Genomic DNA, 21,909 nt, shown 5'->3' with positions numbered 1-21,909 from the left:
CTCACAGCTTCTCGGTCAGTTCGGGCACCAGCTTGAACAGGTCGCCGACCAGGCCGATGTCCGCCACCTGGAAGATGGGGGCATCCTCATCCTTGTTGATGGCGATGATGGTCTTGGAATCCTTCATCCCGGCCAGATGCTGGATCGCGCCCGAAATGCCGACCGCGATATAGACTTCGGGCGCCACGATCTTGCCGGTCTGCCCGACCTGATAGTCATTGGGCACATAGCCGGCGTCCACCGCTGCACGGCTGGCGCCGACCGCGGCGCCCAGCTTGTCGGCCAGCGGCTCGATCACCGAATGGAAATTCTCGCTGTTCTGCAAAGCGCGGCCGCCCGAGACGATGACCTTGGCGCTGGTCAGTTCGGGCCGTTCCGACTTGGCGATCTCCGCCGATACGAAGCGCGAGACACCCTTGTCCCCCGTGCCCGCCACCGCTTCGATGGTGGCGCTGCCGCCCTCGGCCGCTGCCTTGGCAAAGGCGGTGCCGCGCACCGTCAGCACCAGCTTGGCGTCCGACGTGGTGACGGTGGCAATCGCATTCCCGGCATAGATCGGGCGGGTGAAGGTCTTGTCGCCTTCCACCGACAGGATTTCCGAAATCTGCATCACGTCGAGCAGCGCTGCGACGCGCGGCGCGATGTTCTTGCCGTTGGTGGTGGCGGGCGCGACAAAGGCGTCGTGCCCGGCCATCAGCGCGGCGACCAGCGGCGCGACATTTTCCGCCAGCGCATGGCCATAAGCGGCATCGTCCGCTACGTGCACGGTGGTGACGCCGGCGATGCGCGCGGCCTGTTCCGCCACGCCGCCGACGCCCGCGCCCGCGACCAGCAGATGCACCTCGCCCAGCTTGCCGGCGGCGGTCACCGCGGCGAGCGTGGCGTCCTTGACGGCGGCACCGTCATGCTCGACCCAGACCAGCGTCTTCACTTGGCAACTCCCATTTCCTTGAGCTTGGCGACCAGCGTATCGACATCGGGCACCTTGATGCCGGCGGTGCGCTTGGGCGGCTCGGCGACCGACACCACGGTGACGCGCGGCGCGACGTCAACGCCGTAATCGGCCGGCGTCTTTGTGCTGAGCGGCTTCGACTTGGCCTTCATGATGTTGGGGAGCGAGGCATAGCGCGGCTCGTTGAGGCGCAGGTCGGTGGTGACGATCGCGGGCAGCGCGAGCGACACCGTCTCCAGCCCGCCATCGACTTCGCGGGTGACGGTGGCTTCGGTGCCGGCGATCTCCACCTTGGAGGCAAAAGTGCCCTGGCCCCAGCCGGTCAGCGCGGCGAGCATCTGCCCGGTCTGGTTGTTGTCGTCATCGATCGCCTGCTTGCCCAGAATGACCAGGCCCGGCTGCTCCTCGTCGCAGATCGCCTTTAAGAGCTTGGCGACACCCAGCGGCTCGACAGCGCTCTCGCTCACCACCAGGATGGCGCGGTCGGCGCCCATGGCCAGCGCGGTGCGCAGCGTTTCCTGTGCCTTGGCCTCGCCGATCGACACTGCCACCACCTCGGTCGCTACGCCCTTTTCCTTCAGGCGGATGGCTTCCTCGACGGCGATTTCGTCGAACGGGTTCATGCTCATCTTGACATTGGCAAGGTCAACGCCGGAGCCGTCCGCCTTCACGCGGGGCTTTACGTTATAGTCAAGCACGCGCTTGACGGGGACGAGGATCTTCATGCGCGCTCCTGGAAAATCGCTTTACGTGAACGTCAATGAACGCCGCCATGCCGCAACTGGGCCGGGGTGCACAAGCCTAGAAGTGACGTTGGCGCGCGCGCGTCAAGCCAAATTCAGCCGGATGTCGATTTCGCGGTCGACATAGCGCCATTCCTCGGTCGCGCGCAGGCGGCCGACCAGATCGTCGAACCGCGCGGTATCGGCGGGCGCGAATTCGAACCAGGTCAGGAAGTCGAACGGCTCGCCCAGGTCGCGGCAATGGTGCAGCTTGCGCGCGATCTGCGGCAGATACTCCATGCCGATGCTGGTGTGGCGCGAGCGTTCCTCATAGATTTCGCGCCGCTCGTCCTGGCCCAGCGCCCACCAGTCGGGCGATTTGCGGATCGGGATCAGCGCCGCGCACACCGCATGGGGGCGGCCCAGCCCTTCCTGCCGCGCGGCCATCGCGGCGGCCTCGTGCGCGGTGGTGTAGCGCAGGTTGCTGGTGAAGCTGCGCAGTGTCCAGCCGGCGCCTTGCGGGTCGGCGCCGGGGCCGACCACCCGCTCCAGCGCGCGCACTTCGGGCAGTGGCGCGCCGATCACGGCATGCTGCGCGCTGACCGCCCAGGGGCCCTGATCCGCCCCGACAAAACGCACCGTCAAGACATCCATCGTCGCCTCCACACCCGTTTCAGGCGTGGATTCGGCACAACGGCGCTGCCGGTTACGCCGCCCTTTACCCCAGCGTCATCAGAATCGCGGTGCCGCCGGCGACCAGCGTTTCCTGCCCGCCGGAGAGGGCGAACACCTCGGCCTCGGCAAAGATCTGTCGCTTGCCGGCGCGAACGACCCGGGCGCGTGCGACGAAGGCCTCGCCCACGGCCGGGCGGTACATGTTGGTCTGATAGCTGGCGGTGATCACGCCGCCGGCGACCGAAGCGGCGGCAAAGCCCGCTGCCCGGTCGATCAGCGCGCCCAGCACGCCGGCATGCAGGAAGGCGCTTTGTTGCAGCAGGTCGGCACGCTGCGCGACGCGAAGTTCGGCGCGCCCGTCCTGTGCCGCGACCAGATCGAACCCTGCCCAGGCGTCGAACGGCGACGCCGCGCAGATCGCCCTCAGCTGGTCGAGCGTGGGGCGAGCGGCGTCGCTCACGCCGCCGCCTTCACCTCGGCCACGATCTTCTTCGCCGCGTCGCCCAGATCGTTCGCCGGCACGATCGCCAGCCCCGAATTGGCCAGAATGTCCTTGCCCTGCTGCACATTGGTGCCTTCCAGCCGGACGACCAGCGGCACCTGCAGATTCACTTCCTTGGCAGCGGCGACAATCCCTTCGGCAATGATGTCGCAGCGCATGATGCCGCCGAAGATGTTGACCAGAATGCCCTTCACCGCCGGGTCGCTCAGGATGATCTTGAACGCGGCCGTCACCTTTTCCTTGTTGGCGCCGCCGCCCACGTCGAGGAAATTGGCCGGGAACATGCCATTGAGCTTGATGATGTCCATCGTCGCCATGGCGAGCCCGGCGCCGTTCACCATGCAGCCAATGTCACCATCGAGCTTGATATAGGCGAGGTCATATTTGCTCGCCTCCAGCTCCATCGGGTCTTCCTCGGTCTCATCGCGCAGTTCGGCCAGGTCCTTGTGGCGGAACATCGCGTTCGAATCGAAGCCGACCTTGGCGTCGAGCACCATCAGCTTGCCGTCCGCCGTCACCGCCAGCGGGTTGATCTCGATCTGGCTGGCATCAGTGCCGAGGAACGCGTCATAAAGCCTGGCCGCGACATTCGCCGCCTGCTTGGCCAGATCGCCCGACAGGCCCAGCGCCGCCGCCACGCTGCGGCCATGGTGCGGCATGAAGCCGGTGGCGGGATCGATGTCGATGGTGTGGATTTTCTCCGGCGTGTCGTGCGCCACGGTTTCGATGTCCATGCCGCCCTCGGTCGACACGACCATGCCGATGCGGCCGGTCGCGCGGTTGACGAGCAGCGCGAGATAGAATTCGCGCGCGATATCCACCCCGTCGGTCACGTAAAGGCGGTTGACCTGCTTGCCGTGCGGGCCGGTCTGCACGGTGACGAGCGTGTTGCCGAGCATTTCGGCCGCCGCCGCGCGCACCTCGTCCAGCGTCTTGGCCAGCCGCACGCCGCCCTTGGCGTCCGCCGGCAGCTCCTTGAACTTGCCCTTGCCGCGCCCGCCGGCATGGATCTGCGCCTTCACCACATAGAGCGGCCCGGGCAGCTGACGGGCGGCTTCCACCGCTTCGTCAACGCTCATCGCGGCATGGCCCGCCGGCACCGGCACGCCGAATTTCGCCAGCAATTCCTTGGCCTGATATTCGTGGATGTTCATGGAGGGCCTGAGCCTTTCACAAGAAGGTGGATCGGTTGGCGACGCGTAAAGCACAGCCGTGTCGCGGAATCCAGAGCGCTCGCCAAGCGCGCGCGGCCGCTTTATAAGGGGGGCATGCAGATTGCCGTCGGACTGTTGATCTTCCTCGCCACCGTCGCCGTGATGGAAGGCGTCGCCTATGTCATGCACCGCTGGGTGATGCATGGCCCGGGCTGGTTCCTGCACAAGAGCCATCACCGCCCGCGCACCGGCTTTTGGGAATTGAACGACCTGTATTTCGTCATCTTCGCCACGCCGTCCATTGCGCTGCTGGTGCTGGGGACGAGCGGGACCTGGGGCGAGTGGGCAACCTGGATGGGCGCCGGCATCGCGGCCTATGGCGCGATTTATCTGGGGTTTCACGACATCATCGTCCACCAGCGCTGGCCCAACCGCTATGTCGCGCGCTCGGCCTATATGAAGCGCATCGTGCAGGCGCACCGGCTGCACCATGTGGTGGAAACGAAGGAGGGCACGGTCAGCTTCGGCTTTCTGGTCGCGCCCAAGCCCGAGGCGCTGAAGGCCGAGCTGAAGCGCCGTGAGCGCGCGGGGGTGCGCGCGCCGCGTGAGCGGGCCGGCGCTGCAGATGAGCTGGCTTAGGCCGCGCTGATCGCGAAGAGCCTTATGCCCAATCGTCGCCCCGCACTTGATGCGGGGCCTGGCTGACCTTTGGCGGCGCTGTGTGAGACGAACAGCCAAGCCCCGTGTCGAGCACGGGGCGACGCCCCCTCAGTCAAACAGGCTCGACACGCTCGATTCATCGGCAATGCGGCGGATCGCCTCGCCCAGCAGCGGGGCGATGGTCAGCTGGCGGATGCGCTGTGCGTCCTTTACCACCTCGGCATTGCCGATCGTGTCGGTGATGACGAGTTCGGTCAGCGCCGAGCCATCGACCCGCGCGACCGCGCCGCCCGACAGCACACCGTGGGTGCAATAGGCAGCGACATCGGCCGCGCCCGCCGCCTTAAGCGCCGCGGCCGCATTGCACAGGGTGCCGGCCGAATCGACAATGTCGTCGATCAGGATGCAGAAGCGCCCCTCGACATCGCCGATGATGTTCATTACTTCCGATTCGCCCGCGCGCTCGCGCCGCTTGTCGACAATGGCGAGCGGGGCATTGTCCAGCCGCTTGGCCAGCGCCCGCGCGCGCACCACGCCACCGACATCGGGCGACACCACCATCAGGTTGCGCCCGGCAAAGCGCGCCAGAATGTCCGCCGACATCACCGGCGCGGCATAGAGATTGTCGGTCGGGATATCGAAAAAGCCCTGGATCTGCCCGGCGTGCAGATCGATCGACAGCACCCGGTCGGCGCCAGCCACGGTGATGAGATTGGCGACCAGCTTGGCCGAAATCGGCGTGCGCGGTCCCGGCTTGCGGTCCTGCCGGGCATAGCCGAAATAGGGGATGACGGCGGTGATCCGCTTGGCCGAGGCGCGTTTCAGCGCATCGATGCAGATCAGCAGCTCCATCAGATTGTCGTTCGCCGGATAGCCGGTGGATTGCAGGACGAACACATCCTCGCCGCGGACATTTTCGTGGATTTCGACGAACACTTCCTCATCGGCAAAGCGCCTGACGCTCGCCTGGGTCAGCGGAATTTCAAGATAGGCCGCCACCGCACGCGCCAGCGGCAGGTTGGAATTGCCGGTCAACAGTTTCATCGTTCTGGTCCCATCCCGCCCGTCGCGCTGTAGAGTTCGTCTGGAAATGCGCCGCCGGCGCATTTCGGCGGCACCGGCCCGCTCCCCCATATAGCTGGCTCTTAGAACGCCGTTTCGCCGCACGGCAAGGGGCATTGCTCCCCCCGGTGCCGCCGCCTAGAGCAGCGGGCATGACCGTGCGCACCCGTTTTGCTCCCTCGCCCACCGGCTCGCTTCATATCGGCAACATCCGCACCGCGCTGTTCAACTGGCTGTGGGCGCGGGCGCAGGGCGGCGCGTTCCTGCTGCGGATCGACGATACCGATGCCGGGCGCAGCGAGGAGCGCTTTGTCGACAGCATCCGCGCCGATCTGGACTGGCTGGGCATGACGCCCGATGGCGAGGCGCGCCAGTCCGCCCGCTTTGCGCTGTACGAGGAGCGCTTCGCCGCGCTGCTGGCGGCGGGGCGCCTCTATCCCGCCTATGAAACGCAGCAGGAGCTGGACCTGAAGCGCAAGGTGCAGCTGGGGCGCGGGCTGCCGCCGATCTATGACCGTGCCGCGCTGTGGCTGACCGATGCCGAGCGCGCGCGGCTGGAGGCGCAGGGCGTGCGCCCGCATTACCGCTTCCGGCTGGACGAAACCGCACCGATCGCGTGGGACGACCTGATCCGCGGCCCCCAGAAATTCGATCCGGCGACGATGAGCGACCCGGTGGTGCGCCGCGCCGATGGCAGCTGGCTCTACATGCTGCCCTCGGCGATCGACGATGCCGAGATGGCGATCACCCATGTCGTGCGCGGCGAGGACCATGTGTCGAACACCGCCGCGCAGATCCAGATGTTCCACGCGCTGGGGGTGGCGCCGCCGGCCTTTGCCCATGCCGCGCTGCTGACCGGGGCGGAAGGCAAATTGTCGAAGCGGCTGGGGTCGCTGGGCGTGGCGGCGCTGCGCGAGGCCGGGATCGAGCCGCAGGCGGTGCGGGCGCTGCTCGCGCGGCTGGGCACCAGCGACCCGGTCGAGCCGGTGGCGGAGATGGCGCCGCTGATCGCCGGGTTCGACTTTGCCCGGTTCGGCCGAGCGCCGGCGCGCTTTGACGAGGGCGAGCTGGCCCAGCTCAACGCGCGGATCATCCACCAGCTGCCGTTCGATGCGGTGGCCGATCGGCTGCCGGCGGGGATGGACGAGGCCGCCTGGGCCGCGATCCGCCCCAATATCGAGCGGCTGGCGGAGGCCGCCGACTGGTGGCGCATCGTGGAGCATCTCGCAGATACCGAAATCGCCGCCGAAGATACCGGCTATCTTGCACAAGCCGCTGATATTGCAGCGGAACTGGACTGGAGTGCCGACCCCTGGCACGCGCTGACCGCGGCGCTGAAAGTGGCCACCGGGCGGCAGGGCAAGGCGCTGTTCCTGCCGCTGCGCCGCGCGCTGACGGGGCGCGACCACGGGCCGGACATGGCCGCGCTGCTGCCGCTGATCGGGCGCGAGCGCACGGTGCAAAGATTGCGCCCCAGGGCCTGACCGCGCCATTTTGTTACGCGGGCCTTGCATCGATGATGAAATGATGTATCATCACACTTGCGGTGGCGCACCGTTTGCGCGCCCGAAATTGGGAGAGGATGATGACACGCTATCAAGCCGGGCCGGCCATCCGGCCCGACGGGCTGTTGCTGGCTGCCGCCGTCACGCTGGGCGCGGTGAGCACGATCATGCTGGTCGCGCCCGATCTGGTGCCGGTCGATGTGCTGAAACGCGCGCCGACGGTGATCATCTTCACGCCGCTCGACCCGCCGCCCCCGCCGAAACCCCAGCCCCAGCCCCGGCACAAGGCCGACCCCGCGCCGCGCGAGACCCGGACCACCATTCCCGATCCCATCGTGCGGCCGCCGGTGGACACCGGCCCGGCCATCGGCACCACCAACGTCAACCCGCTGCCGCCGCCGCTCGGCACCGGCCAGGGCATGGGGGATGGCAGCGGCGTGAAGCCCGTCCCGCCGCCGCCGGTGCTGGTCGGCCCGGAGATCGACCCGAAATACGCCGGCGCCTTCCAGCCCGTCTATCCCAGCACCAGGCTGCGCGAGGGCGTGGCCGGCCTGGTGACGGTGCGCGTGCTGATCGGCACCGACGGCCGGGTGAAGGCGCTGGAGCCGGTGGGCAGCAACGACGCCGATTTTCTGGAGGCAACGCGCCGCCGCGCCTTCAGCCATTGGCGCTTTCGGCCGGCCACGCGCGACGGCGTGCCCTATGAGACGTGGAAACAGATGCGCGTGCGCTTCGACCTGACCGAGGAGTGATTGCGAAGCCTGGGCGGGATGCGTATCTGAAGGCCTGTGTTTGCCTATCTCGCCCGTTTTTCGCCGCTCGGTGCGGCCCGCGACCTGCGCCTGTTCATGGCGCGGCGGCCCCGGCACCAGTTCCGCTTCCTGCTGGCGGCGCTGGCGGGCACGCTGGCGATCCTGTTCGTGTTCAGCAGGGACGCGCATTTCGAGCGGCCGTACAAGCGCAACATCATCTATGTCGAGCAATGGCCGCTGACCCGCACCGACGAGGAAGTGCGCGCGCAGCAGCGGATCGATGCCGCCAAAAAGGCGGTCGAACAGGCCAAGCTCGACAAGCTGCAAAAGGCGCGTCAGGCCGAGTTCAAGAAAATCGATGACGCGCTGACCCGGTGGGGGCTCTGAGCACCGCAGCCGACGACGCGCGCTGGATGGGCGCCGCGCTGGCGCTGGGCGCGCGCGGGCGCGGGCGCACTGCCCCCAATCCGTGCGTCGGCTGCGTGATCGTCGCCGGGAATGTGGTGGTCGGGCGCGGCTGGACGCAGCCGGGCGGCCGCCCCCATGCCGAGGCGGTGGCATTGGCTGAGGCCGGCGCCGCCGCGCGGGGGGCAACCGCCTATGTCACGCTGGAGCCCTGCGCCGCGCCCGGGCGCGGGCCGGCCTGTGCCGCGCTGCTGATCGAGGCGGGGATTGCCCGCGTGGTGGTCGCCGCCGACGATCCGTTCCCCGCCGTCAACGGTCAGGGCTATGCCCGGCTGCGCGCCGCCGGCATCGCCGTGGAGACGGGCGTGCGCGCGGGCGAGGCCGAACGCGCAATGGCCGGGTTCCTGACGCGGCAGTGGCTCGGCCGGCCGCTGGTGACGCTGAAGCTGGCCACCTCGCTCGACGGGCAGATCGCGCTTGGCACCGGCGAAAGCCGCTGGATCACCGGGCCGGAAGCGCGCGCGCACACCCATCTGGAGCGCAGCCGGCACGAGGCGATCCTGGTCGGGCGCGGCACCTATGATGCCGATGCGCCGCAGCTCGACGTGCGGATGGCGGGGCTGGAGGAGCGCCGCCCCCGCCGGCTGATGCTGACGCGGCAGGCGCCGCCACCCGGCTGGGAAGCGGTCGCCAGCCCGGCCGCGATTGCCGCGCTCGACCGGGTCGACCATCTGCTGGTCGAAGGGGGCGCGGGCGCGGCCGCCGCCTTCGTGGCGGCGGGTCTGGTCGACCGGCTGATCCTCTACCGCGCGCCGATCCTGATCGGGGCGGGCCGCGCGGCGCTGGGCGATATCGGGCTGGGCCGCCTGGCCGAGGCGCATGGCCGCTGGCGCCTGATCGACGCGCGCGCGCTTGGCAGCGACCGGCTGGAGGTTTACGAGGCGCTTGAGCAAGCCCCGGGGGAGTAGCCATGTTCACCGGCATCATCACCGATATCGGCACCATCGACAGTGTCGAGCAGCGCGGCGACACCCGCCTGGTCATCCGCACCAGCTATGACATGGCGACGGTGGAATTCGGCGCGTCGATCTCCTGCTCGGGCTGCTGCCTGACGGTGGTGGACAAGGGGCCGGGCTGGTTCGCGGTCGATGCCTCTGCCGAGACGATCACCCGCACCGCGCAAGGCCAGTGGACCGTCGGCCGGCGCCTAAACCTCGAACGCGCGCTGAAAATCGGCGACGAGCTTGGCGGCCATATCGTCACCGGCCATGTCGATGGCGTGGGCGAGGTGGTGAGCGTCGCGCCCGAGGGCGCCTCGCACCGCGTCGTCATCCGCGTGCCCGGCGACATCGCGCCCTATGTCGCGGCCAAGGGGTCGGTGACCGTCGACGGCGTGTCGCTGACCGTCAACGATGTGGCCGATGCCGCCGGGGGCACGACCTTCGGGATCAACATCATCCCGCACACTTGGGCGGTGACCACGCTCAGCGACCTTGAGCCGGGCCGCGCGGTCAATCTGGAGATCGACGTGCTGGCGCGCTATCTCAGCCGGATGGACGTTTATCGGCAAAAACACAGCGCAATGTGATTCGGTAACTTGAAATCACATTTCAGTGTGATTAGCTGCGCGACATGAGCACGCAGCTGATCGAAAAAGTCCGCCGCCTCGTCACCGAGGGCGGCATGTCGCGCGCCGGGCTTGCCCGTGCCGCCGGCCTCCACGCCAACACCCTGCGCGAGCTGGACCAGCCCGACTGGAACCCCACTGCCGAAACGCTGAAAAAGCTGGAAACGGTGCTGTTCGCCGGCGACGATGCCGAAGTGCTGGTGCCGATCGAGGAGATTATCGAGGAAGCGCGCAACGGCCGCATGTTCATTCTGGTCGATGACGAGGACCGCGAGAATGAGGGCGATCTGGTGATCCCCGCGCAGATGGCCACGCCGCACGCGATCAACTTCATGGCCACGCACGGCCGCGGCCTCATCTGCCTGTCGCTCACCCGCGCGCGTGTCGACCAGCTCGGGCTCGATCTGATGAGCCGCCAGAACGGCACCCGCCACGAAACCGCCTTCACCGTGTCGATCGAGGCGAAGGACGGCGTCACCACCGGCATTTCCGCGCATGACCGGGCGCGTACCGTGGCGGTGGCGATCGACGCGTCGAAGGGCCGGGGCGAAATCGTGACGCCGGGTCATGTCTTCCCGCTCGTCGCGCGCGAGGGCGGCGTGCTGGTGCGCGCCGGCCATACCGAGGCGGCGGTGGACGTCGCGCGGCTCGCCGGGCTCAATCCGTCGGGCGTGATCTGCGAGATCATGAAGGACGACGGCACGATGGCGCGGCTGGACGACCTCATCCCCTTTGCCCGCGAGCACGGGCTGAAGATCGGCACGATCCGCGACCTGATCGCCTATCGCCGCCGGCACGACCATCTGGTCGAAAAGACCGCCGAAATCAGCTTCCACAGCCGCTGGGGCGGCGACTGGCGGGCGATGACCTTCCGCAACAAGGCGACCGGCGACGAGCTGATCGCGCTGCAAAAGGGCAAGGTCGATCCGGCCCGGCCGACGCTGGTGCGGATGCACACCATGTCGATGTTCGTCGACGTGTTCGGCGAGGAGTCCGAGCGCTCGGGCCTCCTCTCCCACTCGATGGAGCTGATCGCGGCGGAAGGTGCGGGCGTCATCGTCGTCATCAACAAGCCGATGCAGGGCTTGGTCTCGCGCTTCATCCAGCTGCGGCACGAGGGCAAGGGTGCAGGCGACCCGCAGGTGGAGGAACTGCGCGACTATGGCATCGGCGCGCAGATCCTGTCCGAACTCGGCGTGCAGGACATGGTGCTGCTCACCAACACGCACCACACACTCGTGGGGCTGGAAGGCTATGGCCTGTCGATTGTCGGCGAACGGCCGATCCCCTGCACGGCGGGGGAATAGGCACCTCCCGTCCTCTCGTCGTCATGCCGGACCTGTTCCGGCATCCACCGATGTGCCAGGCCTTGCGCTGCGGGGCCAGGCGCGGCAGTGGACCCCGGAACAAGTCCGGGGTGACGTGTTGCTTTCTCTCGCCCCTCCCTCGCCAAAAAGGATTTCGCCATGGCCCGCATCCTGATCGTCGAAGCGCGTTTCTACGAGCATCTGAACGACCTGCTGCTGGCAGGCGCCCGCGCCGTGATCGAGGCGGCCGGCCACCGGCACGAGACGATCACCGTGCCCGGCGCGCTGGAAGTGCCGGGCGCCATTGCGCTCGCCAGCGACAGCGGGCGCTATGACGGCTATGTTGCGCTGGGCGTCGTCATTCGCGGCGAAACCTATCATTTCGAGATCGTCGCCGGCGAAAGCGCGCGCGGGCTGATGGCGCTCAGCATGGAAGGGCTCGCCATCGGCAACGGCATTCTGACCACCGAGAATGAGGCGCAGGCACTGGAACGCGCCGACCCCGCGCGCAAGGACAAGGGCGGCGAAGCGGCCAAGGCAGCGCTTGCCATGCTGGAGCTGAAGGGCCGCTTCGGGTGACCTATCCGGTGCTGGAGACAGCGCGGCTCATCCTGCGCGTGCCCGAAGCCGCTGATCTCGACGGCTGGTGCGCGATGAACGCCGATGAGGAGACGATGCGCTTCATCGGCGGCACCGCCGGGCGCAGCGGCACCTGGCGGCAGCTGTGCACGATGCGCGGCGCCTGGGCGATCCGCGGCTTTGCGATGTTCTCGGTCATCGAAAAGGCGAGCGGCGCCTGGGTCGGCCGCATCGGCCCGTGGGAGCCGGAAGGCTGGCCGGCCAAGGAAGTGGGCTGGGGCGTGGCACCGCAATTCGCCGGGCGCGGCTATGCCCATGAAGCGGCCGTCGCGGCGATGGATTATGTCTTTGACACGCTGGGCTGGGCCGACGTGATCCACGTCATCGATCCGGCCAATACGCGGTCGATCGCGCTGGCCCGGCGGCTGGGCTCGACCAATCTTGGGCCCACCAGGCTGCCCGACCCGTTCCACGAAGCGGTGGTCGACGCCTGGGGCCAGAGCGCGGCCGAGTGGCGCGCGCGCCGCGCTTGAGCCGACGGCCGGGCTTACTTATAGCGCTGTCAGTAACGCCCACTCCAAGCAAGGTCCGTCATGGCATTTGCGCATACCTATAAGGCCAATCCGCACTGGCTGCCCAAATTGCCGATGAAGGCGCTGCGCCATATTCCGGGTGAGGAAGGGCTGCCGCTGGTCGGCAACACCTTCCGCATCCTGAAAGACCCGGTCGGCTTCGGCCAGCGCATGGTGCAAAGCTATGGCCGGGTTTATCGCAACAACGCCTTTGGCGGGCCGACCGTCACCCTGCTGGGGCCGGAGGCGAACGAGCTGGTGCTGTTCGACCGCGACCGCATCTTCTCATCCGAACAGGGCTGGGGGCCGGTGCTCAACCTGCTGTTTCCGCGCGGCCTGATGCTGATGGATTTCGAGCAGCACCGCGCCGACCGGCGCACGCTGTCGGTGGCGTTCAAGCCCGAGCCGATGCGCCATTATGCCGAACAGCTCAACCGCGGCATCGCCCGCGAAGTGGCCGGCTGGGCCAACCGGCCGATGCGCTTTTACGACGCGATCAAGGAACTGACGCTCGATCTGGCGGCGGAAAGCTTTCTGGGCATGGACCTGGGGCCGGAGGCAAAGCGCATCAACCAGGCCTTTGTCGATGAAGTGCAGGCGTCGATCGCCCCGGTGCGCTTTCCGCTGCCCGGCACGCAGATGGCGCGCGGCACCCGGGCGCGGGCCTATCTGCTCGATTTCTTCAACCGCGAGATTCCGGTGCGGCGCGCGGGGCAGGGGCAGGACTTCTTCTCGCATTTCTGCCGCGCGCGTGACGAGGCCGGCCAGCCGCTGGGCAATGCGGCCATTGCCGACCATATGAACTTCCTGATGATGGCGGCGCACGACACCATCACCTCGTCGGCCACGTCGCTCGTCATGCTGCTGGGCAAGCATGGCGAATGGCAGGAAAAGCTGCGCGCCGAGGTGCTGGGCCTGGGCCTCAACGATGAGGAGGGGCTGGCGCATGGCCAGCTCGACCAGCTGACGCTGACCGATTATGCCTTCAAGGAAGCGCTGCGGATGATCCCGCCGGTGCCCTCGCTGCCGCGCCGGGCGCTGAAGGATTTCGACTTTGGCGGCTATCGCATCCCGGCCGGCACCAATGTCTCGGTCTCGCCCGCCTGGACCCACGCCATGCCCGAGCATTGGCCAGAGCCCGAAAAATTCGACCCGATGCGCTTCACCCCCGATCAGGTGCGCGCGCGCCACCGCTTTGCCTGGGTGCCGTTTGGCGGCGGCGCGCATATGTGCCTGGGGCTGCACTTTGCCGAAATGCAGATCCGCATCCTGATGGTGCAGCTGCTGCGCCGCTATCGCATCGAACTGGCGCCGGGCGCGGGCACCCAGTGGCAACCCTGGCCCATCCCGCGCCCGCGCGACGGCCTGCCGCTGCGCTTCGTGCCGCTGGGCTGAAGCACGGCGGCTGCCGTCAGCAATAGCTGGCGTCCAGCCCCGGCGCATGGGTGGCCAGCCACACCAGCGCCGCCTGCACATCGGCCTCGGCCGGATCATAGCAATCCTGCATCGCCGCCAGCCGGCCGTCGCGAAAGCGCCACAGGCTGTGCGCCGAAAAATGCAGCAGCGGCTTGTCGCCCAGCTGATAGACGCCCATCGCCCGGCCCGTCACCACATCGGGCGCGAATTCGCGCACGCCGACGCCGAACCACCAGCGCCGGTCGAAATGACGGTCGAAATTGGTGATCGACCGGCGGAAGCCGCCAAGCACCGCCTCCGCACCCGCCAGATGGCAGGCAAAGGGCGCGCCCGACACGGTATAGGTCGCATCGTCGGCGAGCAGCGGGCGCAGACGGTCCCAATCATCGCTGTCGACAGCGGCGTCGAACGCCGAAATCCAGGTGCGCCAAAGCTCGATCATGGTGCGTCCTCCCTTGCCCGCCGACCCTAGCCGGCAAGGTAATGGACTCAATTACCTGAACATCATATTCTGACCAGATGAGTTTCGGGGCGACACTGGCCCGGCTGCGCCGGCGGCGCGGCTGGTCTCAGGAGGCACTGGCGCTGCGCGCGGGGCTGTCGCAGCGCCATATCAGCTTTCTGGAAACCGGGCGCGCCCGGCCCGGCCAGGCCAGCCTGGGCAAGCTGGCCGCCGCACTTGCGCTGCGGGGCTGGGAACAGCGGGCATTGCTCGAAACGCTGGCGCCGGCGGCGCGCGACCCAACCGACCCGCCGGACGCCGCCCTGATCGCGCAGCTGATGGCGCGCTTCTCGCCCTGGCCGGCCTATGCCTTCCGGCCCGACGGCACGCTGATCGCGGTCAACGCGGCGATGCGTGCGCTGACCGCTTTGGCGGCGCCGGGCGAGGACGTGTGGCAGGCGACCGCACCGCCGGGCGGGCCGAACATCTATGACCTGGTGTTCCACCCGCGCGGCCTGCTGCGCTGGCTGGTGAACCCCGAAGAGGTAATTCCGGAAACGCTGCGACGGCTGCGGATCGAGGCCGAGCAGGACGGCGCGCTGCGCCCCGTGGTTGCCCGGATCGAGCGCTATCCCGCGGTGGCCGCCTGGGCCGCGCCGGACGGTCTGCCGCCGCCGGTGCTGATCGAGCGGTACCGGATCGGCGACCGCATGCTGTCGATCATTTCGGTGCTGTCGCGCCTTGCATCGCCGGGCGAGCTGGAGCTCGACCAGCTGCGGATCGAAAGCTTCGTGCCGGCGGACGAGGCAAGCGAGCGGTTGCTGTCGCGCGCTTGAGCGGGCGCGTTTCCGTCCCGCCCAGGCCAGCCCCTAATTCGACCAATAGACATATTCCTGGCCCGGCTTCCACGGCCGGTTGAGCGGCACGTCGATGCGCACCGGCGCCTCGATCAGCGCGGGCCAGAGCGGCTTGGCCTGTTGCGCGTCGTGCGCCGCGATCAGCGCGCGCAGATGGGCGACACGGCCGGCGTCCATCCCGGCCAGATTGTGCCGCTCGGTCGGGTCGGCGGCCAGGTTGTAGAGCCACGCCTTGTTCGGGCGCGCGGCGATCTGCAGCTTCCAGTCGCCCTCGCGCACCACCTTGTTGTCACCCGAACGCCAATAGAGCGTGCGCGGCGCGGCCGGGCGGGCAGGCGCGCCCAGCAGGCTGACCCCGTCGATCGGCCGGTCGGCGGGCAGCGGCGCGCCGGCGGCAGCGGCGGCGGTCGCGAAAATGTCCAGATGGTGCGCCGGCCCCGCCGCATGGCTGCCCGGCGCGATCCGGCCTGGCCAGCGCATGAAGAAGGGCACCCGCAGCCCCCCTTCGAAATAGCTCGCCTTATACCCCCGGAACGGCAGGTTGCTGCCGGCGATGCCAGTGTACCAGGCGCCGCCATTGTCGCTGGTGAAGATGACGAGCGTATTGTCCGCAACGCCTGCCGCCTTCAGCGCCGCCAGCACCCGGCCGACGCCGCGGTCGAGCTGGCGGATCATTGCGCCATAGACGCGCTCGACCGGGTCCTTGATGCCGGGCAGCGCGTCATAATCGGCGCGCGTCGCCTGCAGCGGGGTATGCGGCGCGTTATACGCCAGATAGAGCAGGAACGGCCGGTTGCGGTTGGCGTTGATCGCAGCCACCGCCTGATCGGTGAAATAGTCGGTCAGATGCCCCCTGGGCGCGAAACGCTGCCCGCCATTCCATTGCACCGCATAGGGCAGGTTGGGCCACAGCCAGCGGTCGATCGGGTCCCAGGGCAGCTTGGCGTTGACGATATCGGCCGCATCATCGGGCGCATACATGCCCGCGCCCGCCATGAAACCCAGCGATTCGTCGAACCCCTGGCCGTTCGGCTGCAGCGCCTTGGCCTCGCCCAGATGCCATTTGCCGATCTGCATGGTGTGATAGCCGCGCCCGCGCAGCAGCTCGGCGAGCGTAATCTCTGAAGGCGGCACGCCCATCTGGGCATAGTCGATCAGCCCCTTGGTCCGCTCCTCATGGAAGATGGCGTGCGGATGGTCGCCGCCGGGCGCGTCATGCGTCACCCCGCGTGCAAAGGCGACCGGGACGGCGGTGAACTCGAACCCGAATCGGGTGGGGTAGCGCCCGGTCATGATCGCCGCGCGTGACGGACTGCACGTGGCGTTCGCGGCATAGCCGATGTCGAAACTCGTACCCTCTTGGCCGATCGAATCGATATGCGGCGTCTTCACCTGCCCGCCGCCCACGCCGCCGCCGAAGAAGCTGATGTCGTTATGGCCCATATCATCGGCCACGATGACGACGATGTTGGGCGGCCGCGCCGCCGCCGGCGGCACCTTGGGGCCGGGCGCCCAAGTGACCGGATGATTGGGCTGGATGGGATCGCGCCAGCGCGCGATGATGCCGGGGATGTAATATTTATAGTGCTGGAACACCGCCCAGCCGCCCGCCGCGACGGCCACCAGCACGCCCAGCCCGATCAGGAAGCGCCGCATCTCTCTCTCCCCGTTGTTGCGGGCATCTTGTCAAATGGCACGCAAAACGCCAGTAATTTCGGCGGGGAATTTGGGGGAGGATTGGGATGGTCAAGGCCTTGGCGCGCGGGTTTCTGGCGCTGGTCGGGCTCCTCGCACTCGCGCTGTTCGCGCTCACCTGGTTCGATCTGCCGAGGATTTCGGCGCGGCTCGGCCCGGTGGCGCCCGGCCCGCTGGCTGCTGCCACGCTGCGTGCCGATATGGGCGGCTTCTTCGCCGCCTGGGCGATCGGCGCGCTGGGGGCGGCATGGCGCGACGATCGCACGCTCGCGCTGCTGCCGATGCTGCTGCTGGGGCTGGCCTTTGCCGGGCGGCTCTACACCTATGCGCTCACCCCCGACGCCGCGATCGTGCCGCCGATGACGGTGGAAGCGGTGCTGTTCGTCGCGATCGGCTTGGCTCGCACGCAGCTGGGACGCCGGCGCAGATAGTTGGTTTAGGTATGGGGGGAGCGGGCCGGTGCCGCGTCAACACACTCAAACCACCAGATCGCCCAGCGCCGCCGCCAGCGCCAGCACCAGCGCCACCCACAGCCGCGGCCCCATCACCAGACTGACCATCGGCGCGGTGGGGAAGGAAAAGGTGGCAAGCGTGCCGGCCACCTTGTCCAGATGGACATCGCCAAAGCGCGGGTCGAGCACCATCTCGATCAGGTCGCGCCGGCTGCGATAGCGCATCAGGCCGATGACGCTCCAGCCCGGATCGGGCGCCACCGCCCAGCTGTCGACATAGCCGGCGATCTTGCGCCGGGCGAGCAGCGGATGCCCGCCCCGCGCCACCAGCGCGCGCACGAACCGGCGGACATAGCGCTGCAGCAGCTCGTTACCCGGCACCGGCTCGCCCGTGCGCGGATCGGGACGGGGATCGGTGGTGGTCTTGACGATGTTGAACATCACGAATTCGCGGCCGTCATCCGCCAGCAGAAACTCGCGCACCGCTGCGCGCGAAGCCGGGTCGGCATGCGGCAACTGGCCCGCGCGCGCGATCAGCGCGTCGATCTCCTCGGGGCGCAGGGGCCCGCGCCAATTGTCATACCAGGCGCGAAACGCGACATAGAGCGCGGCCGCGCCACCCCATAGCAACCAGCTTGTCATCGGCACATAATGGCATGGCCCATGTCACCAAGCCAGTGCCCACGACTTGACGGCGCGCCCCGGCGGCGGTTTGTTCAGCGCCGTCATACAGCAAAGGGAGAGGATGAATGGCGGATCTGGCCGAGGTTACCGAAATCATGGGCAAGGGGCAGGCCTGGCTGCCGGGCAAGCGGGTGAAGTTCGATTTCGGCGACACCGGCGTCATCCTGCTCGACGGGGTGGAGCAGCAGGTCAGCAACGACAATCTGCCCGCCGACGCGACCATCCGCATCAGCTTCGACAATTTCAAGAAAATGGCCAAGGGCGAGCTGGGCGCGACCACCGCCTTCATGATGGGGCGGTTGAAGATCGAGGGCGACATGGGCGTTGCCATGCAGCTGCAGCAGGTGACGTCGAAGCTGAATCTGGGGCAGGGTTAGGGCTGGTTACGGCACCAGCCCGCTCCCCCAGCCCGCCTCTCATCGGCAGTATTCCACAGCAGGCGAGGTGGGGGAGCGGGCGGTTGCCGCCCAAATCCTAACCGCGCCGCACGATCCGGAAACCGATATGCGACGCGCCGCCATCGACCGGGCCGGATGATCGCGCCGCCGGGCGATAGCGATAGCAATAATTGTCCGCGCACAGGAACGAGCCCCCCTTGATCAGGTGGCGCGCGCGGGCGCGTGTTTCCGGCGGATCGTCTGCCGACCAGAGCGCGCCGATGGCGGGCGATGCGGTCCATTCCCACACATTGCCGGCCATGTCGTACAGGCCATAGCCATTGGCGGCAAAGCAGGCGACGGGGGCAACGCGCGCTTTGTAGCCATCGCCGCCCTTGTCCTCGACCGGGAAGGCGCCCTGCCACACATTGGCGCGCGGCGTCAGCCCGCCCTCGCCCCCCGGCGGCGAATCGCCCCAGCTATAGCTGCGCGCGGTCAGCCCGCCGCGCGCGGCCGCTTCCCACTCCGCCTCGCTGGGCAGGTCGCCGCCGGCCCAGCGGGCATAAGCGAGCGCATCGGCATGGCCGACATGCACCACCGGCGCCTGCTCGCGGCCCGCGATCGACGATCCCGGCCCTTCGGGATGGCGCCAGTCGGCACCGGGCACCACCCGCCACCAGCTGCCCGGGCCGCGCGGCGCCTCGCCCGGCGGCACGCCCACGAACACCAGCGACGACGGCACCAGCCGCGCCGGATCGACGCCGGGATAGAGCGCCGGGTCGGGCCGCCGCTCGGCCAGCGTGCGATAGCCGGTCGCCGCCACGAAGCGCGCAAACTCGGCATTGGTCACCTCGGTCTGGCCGATCCAGAAGCCGGGCAGCGACACCGGCCGGGGTGGCCCCTCCTCGGGCCGTTCCGGCCGCGCGCCGATCAGATAGCGGCCGGGCGGCACCCAGCGCATGCCGTTCTTCGCGGTCGCCGCCAGCCGGTCAGGCGGCACACAGGCGCGCTCGCCGCCGGTACAGGCCGCCAGCGCTGCCAGCACCGGGGCGAGCGGCAACACGCGCATCATCGCCGCTTTTCGCGCTCCACCTTCTCGCTGCCCACCGGCAGCACCAGCTCGTCACCATCGCGCCCGACGATCAGCTGGCCGGGGAAGCGCCGGCGCGCGTCACCCAGAAACGGCCCTTCCAGAATCGAATAGGGCAGGGGCGGGATGATGTGGGTCAGCAGCAGCGTCTTCACGCCCGCGCGCCGGGCGATGTCGGCCGCATCCTGCGGGCTGGTGTGATAGCTGGGGATGTCGGCCAGGATCTTCGCCAGATTGGCGCGCCCCGCCGCCAGCGCGACCGCGCGCTGTTCGGCCACCAGCCGGGGGCTCAGCGCCTCGTGCACCAGCACGTCCACGCCCTTTACCGCGCGTTCCAGACTGGCCGATGGCGCGGTGTCGCCGCTGATCGCCAGGCTGCGCCCCTTATAATCGAAGCGATAGCCATAAGCAGGTTTGACCGGGCCATGGTCGACCAGAAAGGCGGTGACGACCAGCCCGTCTGCGGCAAACACCACGCCCGGTGGCACCGGCCGGGCCGCCAGCCCATAGCCGGAGGGCGGCACCACCTTGGGCCCGTGATGGGCAATGCGATAGTCGCGGTCGATGCTATAGGCCTGGTTGAAGCCGGCGGCGACCGTCACCACGCCGGGCGGGCCATAAAGCGGCAGCGGCGCCGTCGCCGATGCCGTCGCCCAGCGCTGCAGCGCCAGATCGCCCAGCGAATCGAAATGGTCCGAATGGATATGGGTGAGCAGCACGGCCTCCACCAGCGCCGGGCCATAGCCCAGCCGGGTGAGGCCGCGCACGCCGCCCTCGCCGATATCGACGACGAACACATGCTTGCCCGCCGTCACCACCGTGCACGGCCCGGCGCGGTCCGGCCCGGCCATTGGCGAGCCCGCACCGCACAGCGCGACGCCCAGCGCATCGTCGCGCTTGGCCAGCCGGTCCTCCATGATCGCCGCGCGCATGCCCTGGCGGAACAGCGCGATGGCGATGCGGTCGCTGAGCGCCCAGGCCGTACCCCCCATCAGCACGACCAGCGCGACCAGAATCAGCATCACCCTTCGCATGGCACTCTCCTGTCGATCGGCGGCAGGCCGCGCACGGTGCGCAGGTCATCCTCCACGGCCCAGAGCCGGTCCTGCCCCCAGTGCGGCGCGCGGCCCGCCACCTGAAAGCTGGGCACGCCCCACAGGCCAAGCGCGAACAGCGCGGTGCGATTCTCCTCCGCCACCGTGCGCCAGCTGTCGTCGGCAAGCGCGGCGCGCACGGCCTCGGCGCCGATCCCCGCGCCGGCGGCGACCGCGAACAGCGCGTCGCCGGTCATGTCGATCCCCCGCGCGAACGCCCCGGTCAGGAAGGCCCGGGCAAAGTCCAGCCCGCGCCCGGCGGCAATCGCGTGGTGGAGGACGGCCAGCCCGCGCTCCACGCCCAGCCCCACCGGATCGACGATGTCGCCAAAGGGCAGACCGAAACGCGCCGCCTCGCGCTTGGTGTCGAGCGTGATGTAGCGCCGCTTGGCCCCGGGCACCGGCAGGCCGCGCATCACCATCGGCAGCACGAAGCGCAGATTGAGCGTCGCGCCATAATGCGCGGCGAGCGCGCCGATCCGCTCGGCCGCGACCATGGTATAGGGCGAACGGAACGACAGGTAGAAATCGAGCACCGGCGCCGGGCCTTCAAGGGCGGCAACCGGCGGCATCACCGGGTCGAGCCGGGGGCAGAGCGCCGCATCGCCCGCCAGCCGCGCCTCCAGATAATGGAGCCGGTCGATGCCCCAATAGAACTCGCCCTCGAAATGGGTGACGCTGCCCAGATAATGGCCGGCACTCGCGCGCGCCGCCGCCCCGTGCGCCAGTGCGCGCGCGGTGGCGGCGGGGCTGGCCTTGCCCAGCGCGGCGGCGAGCGGCGCCAGCGCGGCTGCCGGATCGGCCGCGACCATTGCCTGCGCGATTGCCAGCAGCGTTTCGGGCGGCGCCGCCTGGACGAGCGCCTGTGCAGCTACGCGTTCCGCCGTTGCCACCACCGCCTCTGCCGGCGGCACGGCGGCGACCGGCGGCAGGCCAAGCGCGGCGGCAAGTGCTGCCGAATCGCGCCGGGCATAGGCCGCCAGCAACGCCGCCTCGGGCGCGGCGGCGGCATCGGGCGGCGGCACCAGCCGTGCCTCCAGCGCCAGCCCATGCGCGCGCGCCAGCCGCACAACAAAGGGCAGCGCCACTGCCGCATAGGGGTCGTCAACCTGCCAGAAAAACTGTACGGCGCGTTTTCCGCCGCGGGTCAGGCGGCGGGCGCGCGCACCGGTGCGGCGGGCATCGCGCAGGGCATTGCTGGTGAGGGCCCGGGCGGCGAGCCGTCGCACGAGGTTCATGCGGCACTCCGGCGGGATGACGTCTGGCCCAACGCGCACACTCCAAGGCTTCGGCTCATGGGTAGCGCGGTTGGCGCCCGCTGCCAATTG

Annotated in this window: 25 protein-coding genes; 13 read left to right on the top strand and 12 right to left on the bottom strand. The window is 68.8% G+C overall.

What is annotated here, in order from left to right; all coding sequences use genetic code 11:
* Window position 1: 1 nt before the first annotated feature.
* The 5 genes from K2Y03_RS00830 to sucC form a co-directional block, all read right to left on the bottom strand.
* The gene (locus tag K2Y03_RS00830; protein WP_294087492.1) at window positions 2–931 is read right to left on the bottom strand and encodes an FAD-binding protein; all 930 of its coding nucleotides are present in this window, start codon (window positions 929–931) and stop codon (window positions 2–4) included.
* Complete coding sequence (locus K2Y03_RS00825) at window positions 928–1,677, bottom strand: electron transfer flavoprotein subunit beta/FixA family protein (protein ID WP_294087491.1); 750 nt, start codon at window positions 1,675–1,677, stop codon at window positions 928–930. The genes K2Y03_RS00830 and K2Y03_RS00825 overlap by 4 nt, the downstream gene beginning before the upstream one ends.
* Before the next feature lie 102 nt (window positions 1,678–1,779).
* A complete protein-coding gene (locus tag K2Y03_RS00820) occupies window positions 1,780–2,328 on the bottom strand; it encodes a chlorite dismutase family protein (RefSeq protein WP_294087490.1) in 549 nt (182 codons plus the stop codon).
* A 64-nt stretch (window positions 2,329–2,392) separates the two neighbouring features.
* On the bottom strand, window positions 2,393–2,809 hold the full coding sequence (locus K2Y03_RS00815) for a PaaI family thioesterase (protein ID WP_294087489.1): 417 nt from the start codon (window positions 2,807–2,809) through the stop codon (window positions 2,393–2,395).
* A complete protein-coding gene (gene sucC, locus K2Y03_RS00810) occupies window positions 2,806–4,005 on the bottom strand; it encodes an ADP-forming succinate--CoA ligase subunit beta (protein ID WP_294087487.1) in 1,200 nt (399 codons plus the stop codon). Before sucC ends, K2Y03_RS00815 begins: the two co-directional genes overlap by 4 nt.
* Window positions 4,006–4,119: 114 nt before the next feature.
* On the opposite strand from sucC, the gene K2Y03_RS00805 reads away from it, so the two are divergent.
* Entirely contained in the window at window positions 4,120–4,644 is a 525-nt protein-coding gene (locus K2Y03_RS00805; protein ID WP_294087484.1) for a sterol desaturase family protein, read from the top strand.
* A gap of 129 nt (window positions 4,645–4,773) precedes the next feature.
* Here K2Y03_RS00805 and K2Y03_RS00800 read toward each other — a convergent pair whose 3' ends face one another.
* Window positions 4,774–5,709 (bottom strand): ribose-phosphate pyrophosphokinase, encoded by a 936-nt coding sequence (locus K2Y03_RS00800; protein WP_294087482.1) that lies wholly within the window; start codon window positions 5,707–5,709, stop codon window positions 4,774–4,776.
* A 170-nt stretch (window positions 5,710–5,879) separates the two neighbouring features.
* Between K2Y03_RS00800 and gltX the strand changes: the two genes are divergently transcribed.
* From gltX to K2Y03_RS00755, 9 genes are all read left to right on the top strand, one after another.
* The gene (gene gltX, locus K2Y03_RS00795; RefSeq protein ID WP_294087481.1) at window positions 5,880–7,211 is read left to right on the top strand and encodes a glutamate--tRNA ligase; all 1,332 of its coding nucleotides are present in this window, start codon (window positions 5,880–5,882) and stop codon (window positions 7,209–7,211) included.
* Window positions 7,212–7,312: 101 nt separating this feature from the next.
* Window positions 7,313–7,984, top strand: a complete 672-nt coding sequence (locus tag K2Y03_RS00790) for an energy transducer TonB (protein WP_294087479.1) — start codon at window positions 7,313–7,315, stop codon at window positions 7,982–7,984.
* A gap of 36 nt (window positions 7,985–8,020) precedes the next feature.
* A complete protein-coding gene (locus K2Y03_RS00785; protein WP_294087478.1) occupies window positions 8,021–8,371 on the top strand; it encodes a hypothetical protein in 351 nt (116 codons plus the stop codon).
* A gap of 26 nt (window positions 8,372–8,397) precedes the next feature.
* Window positions 8,398–9,357 (top strand): bifunctional diaminohydroxyphosphoribosylaminopyrimidine deaminase/5-amino-6-(5-phosphoribosylamino)uracil reductase RibD, encoded by a 960-nt coding sequence (ribD, locus tag K2Y03_RS00780; RefSeq protein WP_294087519.1) that lies wholly within the window; start codon window positions 8,398–8,400, stop codon window positions 9,355–9,357.
* A gap of 2 nt (window positions 9,358–9,359) precedes the next feature.
* A complete protein-coding gene (locus tag K2Y03_RS00775; protein ID WP_294087476.1) occupies window positions 9,360–9,977 on the top strand; it encodes a riboflavin synthase in 618 nt (205 codons plus the stop codon).
* A 44-nt stretch (window positions 9,978–10,021) separates the two neighbouring features.
* Window positions 10,022–11,323, top strand: coding sequence for a 3,4-dihydroxy-2-butanone-4-phosphate synthase (gene ribB, locus K2Y03_RS00770; protein WP_294087474.1), 1,302 nt, complete (start codon window positions 10,022–10,024; stop codon window positions 11,321–11,323).
* 159 nt (window positions 11,324–11,482) lie between these two features.
* Window positions 11,483–11,902, top strand: coding sequence for a 6,7-dimethyl-8-ribityllumazine synthase (gene ribH, locus K2Y03_RS00765; RefSeq protein ID WP_294087473.1), 420 nt, complete (start codon window positions 11,483–11,485; stop codon window positions 11,900–11,902).
* Window positions 11,899–12,435, top strand: a complete 537-nt coding sequence (locus K2Y03_RS00760) for a GNAT family N-acetyltransferase (RefSeq protein WP_294087471.1) — start codon at window positions 11,899–11,901, stop codon at window positions 12,433–12,435. The genes ribH and K2Y03_RS00760 overlap by 4 nt, the downstream gene beginning before the upstream one ends.
* A 60-nt stretch (window positions 12,436–12,495) precedes the next feature.
* Complete coding sequence (locus tag K2Y03_RS00755; RefSeq protein ID WP_294087469.1) at window positions 12,496–13,869, top strand: cytochrome P450; 1,374 nt, start codon at window positions 12,496–12,498, stop codon at window positions 13,867–13,869.
* A gap of 16 nt (window positions 13,870–13,885) precedes the next feature.
* Here K2Y03_RS00755 and K2Y03_RS00750 read toward each other — a convergent pair whose 3' ends face one another.
* Entirely contained in the window at window positions 13,886–14,332 is a 447-nt protein-coding gene (locus K2Y03_RS00750; protein ID WP_294087467.1) for a nuclear transport factor 2 family protein, read from the bottom strand.
* A gap of 77 nt (window positions 14,333–14,409) precedes the next feature.
* Here K2Y03_RS00750 and K2Y03_RS00745 point away from each other — a divergent pair, with 77 nt between their 5' ends.
* Window positions 14,410–15,168: a helix-turn-helix domain-containing protein gene (locus K2Y03_RS00745; RefSeq protein WP_294087465.1), complete on the top strand. Its 759-nt coding sequence runs from the start codon at window positions 14,410–14,412 to the stop codon at window positions 15,166–15,168.
* Window positions 15,169–15,201: 33 nt separating this feature from the next.
* Here the strand turns inward: K2Y03_RS00745 and K2Y03_RS00740 are convergent, their stop codons facing one another.
* Entirely contained in the window at window positions 15,202–16,845 is a 1,644-nt protein-coding gene (locus K2Y03_RS00740) for a sulfatase-like hydrolase/transferase (RefSeq protein ID WP_294087463.1), read from the bottom strand.
* 86 nt (window positions 16,846–16,931) lie between these two features.
* On the opposite strand from K2Y03_RS00740, the gene K2Y03_RS00735 reads away from it, so the two are divergent.
* Window positions 16,932–17,315 (top strand): hypothetical protein, encoded by a 384-nt coding sequence (locus K2Y03_RS00735; RefSeq protein ID WP_294087461.1) that lies wholly within the window; start codon window positions 16,932–16,934, stop codon window positions 17,313–17,315.
* 45 nt (window positions 17,316–17,360) lie between these two features.
* Here K2Y03_RS00735 and K2Y03_RS00730 read toward each other — a convergent pair whose 3' ends face one another.
* Entirely contained in the window at window positions 17,361–17,978 is a 618-nt protein-coding gene (locus K2Y03_RS00730) for a hypothetical protein (RefSeq protein ID WP_294087460.1), read from the bottom strand.
* A gap of 107 nt (window positions 17,979–18,085) precedes the next feature.
* Here K2Y03_RS00730 and K2Y03_RS00725 point away from each other — a divergent pair, with 107 nt between their 5' ends.
* A complete protein-coding gene (locus K2Y03_RS00725) occupies window positions 18,086–18,397 on the top strand; it encodes an SCP2 sterol-binding domain-containing protein (RefSeq protein ID WP_294087458.1) in 312 nt (103 codons plus the stop codon).
* Between the two features lie 97 nt (window positions 18,398–18,494).
* Here the strand turns inward: K2Y03_RS00725 and K2Y03_RS00720 are convergent, their stop codons facing one another.
* From K2Y03_RS00720 to K2Y03_RS00710, 3 genes are read right to left on the bottom strand one after another with little or no spacing between them, the layout of a single operon-like run.
* Window positions 18,495–19,466 (bottom strand): formylglycine-generating enzyme family protein, encoded by a 972-nt coding sequence (locus tag K2Y03_RS00720; RefSeq protein WP_294087456.1) that lies wholly within the window; start codon window positions 19,464–19,466, stop codon window positions 18,495–18,497.
* Window positions 19,466–20,521, bottom strand: a complete 1,056-nt coding sequence (locus K2Y03_RS00715; protein WP_294087454.1) for an MBL fold metallo-hydrolase — start codon at window positions 20,519–20,521, stop codon at window positions 19,466–19,468. The genes K2Y03_RS00720 and K2Y03_RS00715 overlap by 1 nt, the downstream gene beginning before the upstream one ends.
* Window positions 20,509–21,819: a DsbA family protein gene (locus K2Y03_RS00710; protein WP_294087452.1), complete on the bottom strand. Its 1,311-nt coding sequence runs from the start codon at window positions 21,817–21,819 to the stop codon at window positions 20,509–20,511. The genes K2Y03_RS00715 and K2Y03_RS00710 overlap by 13 nt, the downstream gene beginning before the upstream one ends.
* Window positions 21,820–21,909: the final 90 nt, after the last annotated feature.

Source organism: Sphingomonas sp. (assembly GCF_019746015.1).
GTDB lineage: Bacteria > Pseudomonadota > Alphaproteobacteria > Sphingomonadales > Sphingomonadaceae > Sphingomonas.
The sequence above is the reverse complement of the archived record's forward strand: the minus strand, read 5'-3'. Positions and strand labels throughout refer to the sequence as shown.

What these genes read in the sequence shown, in the direction of transcription:
- K2Y03_RS00825 (WP_294087491.1), bottom strand. Translation starts at nt 1,677, where the DNA reads ATGAAGATCCTCGTCCCCGTCAAGCGCGTGCTTGACTATAACGTAAAG.
- K2Y03_RS00820 (WP_294087490.1), bottom strand. Translation starts at nt 2,328, where the DNA reads ATGGATGTCTTGACGGTGCGTTTTGTCGGGGCGGATCAGGGCCCCTGG.
- sucC (WP_294087487.1), bottom strand. Translation starts at nt 4,005, where the DNA reads ATGAACATCCACGAATATCAGGCCAAGGAATTGCTGGCGAAATTCGGC.
- K2Y03_RS00805 (WP_294087484.1), top strand. Translation starts at nt 4,120, where the DNA reads ATGCAGATTGCCGTCGGACTGTTGATCTTCCTCGCCACCGTCGCCGTG.
- K2Y03_RS00800 (WP_294087482.1), bottom strand. Translation starts at nt 5,709, where the DNA reads ATGAAACTGTTGACCGGCAATTCCAACCTGCCGCTGGCGCGTGCGGTG.
- gltX (WP_294087481.1), top strand. Translation starts at nt 5,880, where the DNA reads ATGACCGTGCGCACCCGTTTTGCTCCCTCGCCCACCGGCTCGCTTCAT.
- K2Y03_RS00790 (WP_294087479.1), top strand. Translation starts at nt 7,313, where the DNA reads ATGACACGCTATCAAGCCGGGCCGGCCATCCGGCCCGACGGGCTGTTG.
- ribD (WP_294087519.1), top strand. Translation starts at nt 8,398, where the DNA reads ATGGGCGCCGCGCTGGCGCTGGGCGCGCGCGGGCGCGGGCGCACTGCC.
- K2Y03_RS00775 (WP_294087476.1), top strand. Translation starts at nt 9,360, where the DNA reads ATGTTCACCGGCATCATCACCGATATCGGCACCATCGACAGTGTCGAG.
- ribB (WP_294087474.1), top strand. Translation starts at nt 10,022, where the DNA reads ATGAGCACGCAGCTGATCGAAAAAGTCCGCCGCCTCGTCACCGAGGGC.
- ribH (WP_294087473.1), top strand. Translation starts at nt 11,483, where the DNA reads ATGGCCCGCATCCTGATCGTCGAAGCGCGTTTCTACGAGCATCTGAAC.
- K2Y03_RS00755 (WP_294087469.1), top strand. Translation starts at nt 12,496, where the DNA reads ATGGCATTTGCGCATACCTATAAGGCCAATCCGCACTGGCTGCCCAAA.
- K2Y03_RS00750 (WP_294087467.1), bottom strand. Translation starts at nt 14,332, where the DNA reads ATGATCGAGCTTTGGCGCACCTGGATTTCGGCGTTCGACGCCGCTGTC.
- K2Y03_RS00745 (WP_294087465.1), top strand. Translation starts at nt 14,410, where the DNA reads ATGAGTTTCGGGGCGACACTGGCCCGGCTGCGCCGGCGGCGCGGCTGG.
- K2Y03_RS00740 (WP_294087463.1), bottom strand. Translation starts at nt 16,845, where the DNA reads ATGCGGCGCTTCCTGATCGGGCTGGGCGTGCTGGTGGCCGTCGCGGCG.
- K2Y03_RS00735 (WP_294087461.1), top strand. Translation starts at nt 16,932, where the DNA reads ATGGTCAAGGCCTTGGCGCGCGGGTTTCTGGCGCTGGTCGGGCTCCTC.
- K2Y03_RS00730 (WP_294087460.1), bottom strand. Translation starts at nt 17,978, where the DNA reads ATGACAAGCTGGTTGCTATGGGGTGGCGCGGCCGCGCTCTATGTCGCG.
- K2Y03_RS00725 (WP_294087458.1), top strand. Translation starts at nt 18,086, where the DNA reads ATGGCGGATCTGGCCGAGGTTACCGAAATCATGGGCAAGGGGCAGGCC.
- K2Y03_RS00720 (WP_294087456.1), bottom strand. Translation starts at nt 19,466, where the DNA reads ATGCGCGTGTTGCCGCTCGCCCCGGTGCTGGCAGCGCTGGCGGCCTGT.
- K2Y03_RS00715 (WP_294087454.1), bottom strand. Translation starts at nt 20,521, where the DNA reads ATGCGAAGGGTGATGCTGATTCTGGTCGCGCTGGTCGTGCTGATGGGG.
- K2Y03_RS00710 (WP_294087452.1), bottom strand. Translation starts at nt 21,819, where the DNA reads ATGAACCTCGTGCGACGGCTCGCCGCCCGGGCCCTCACCAGCAATGCC.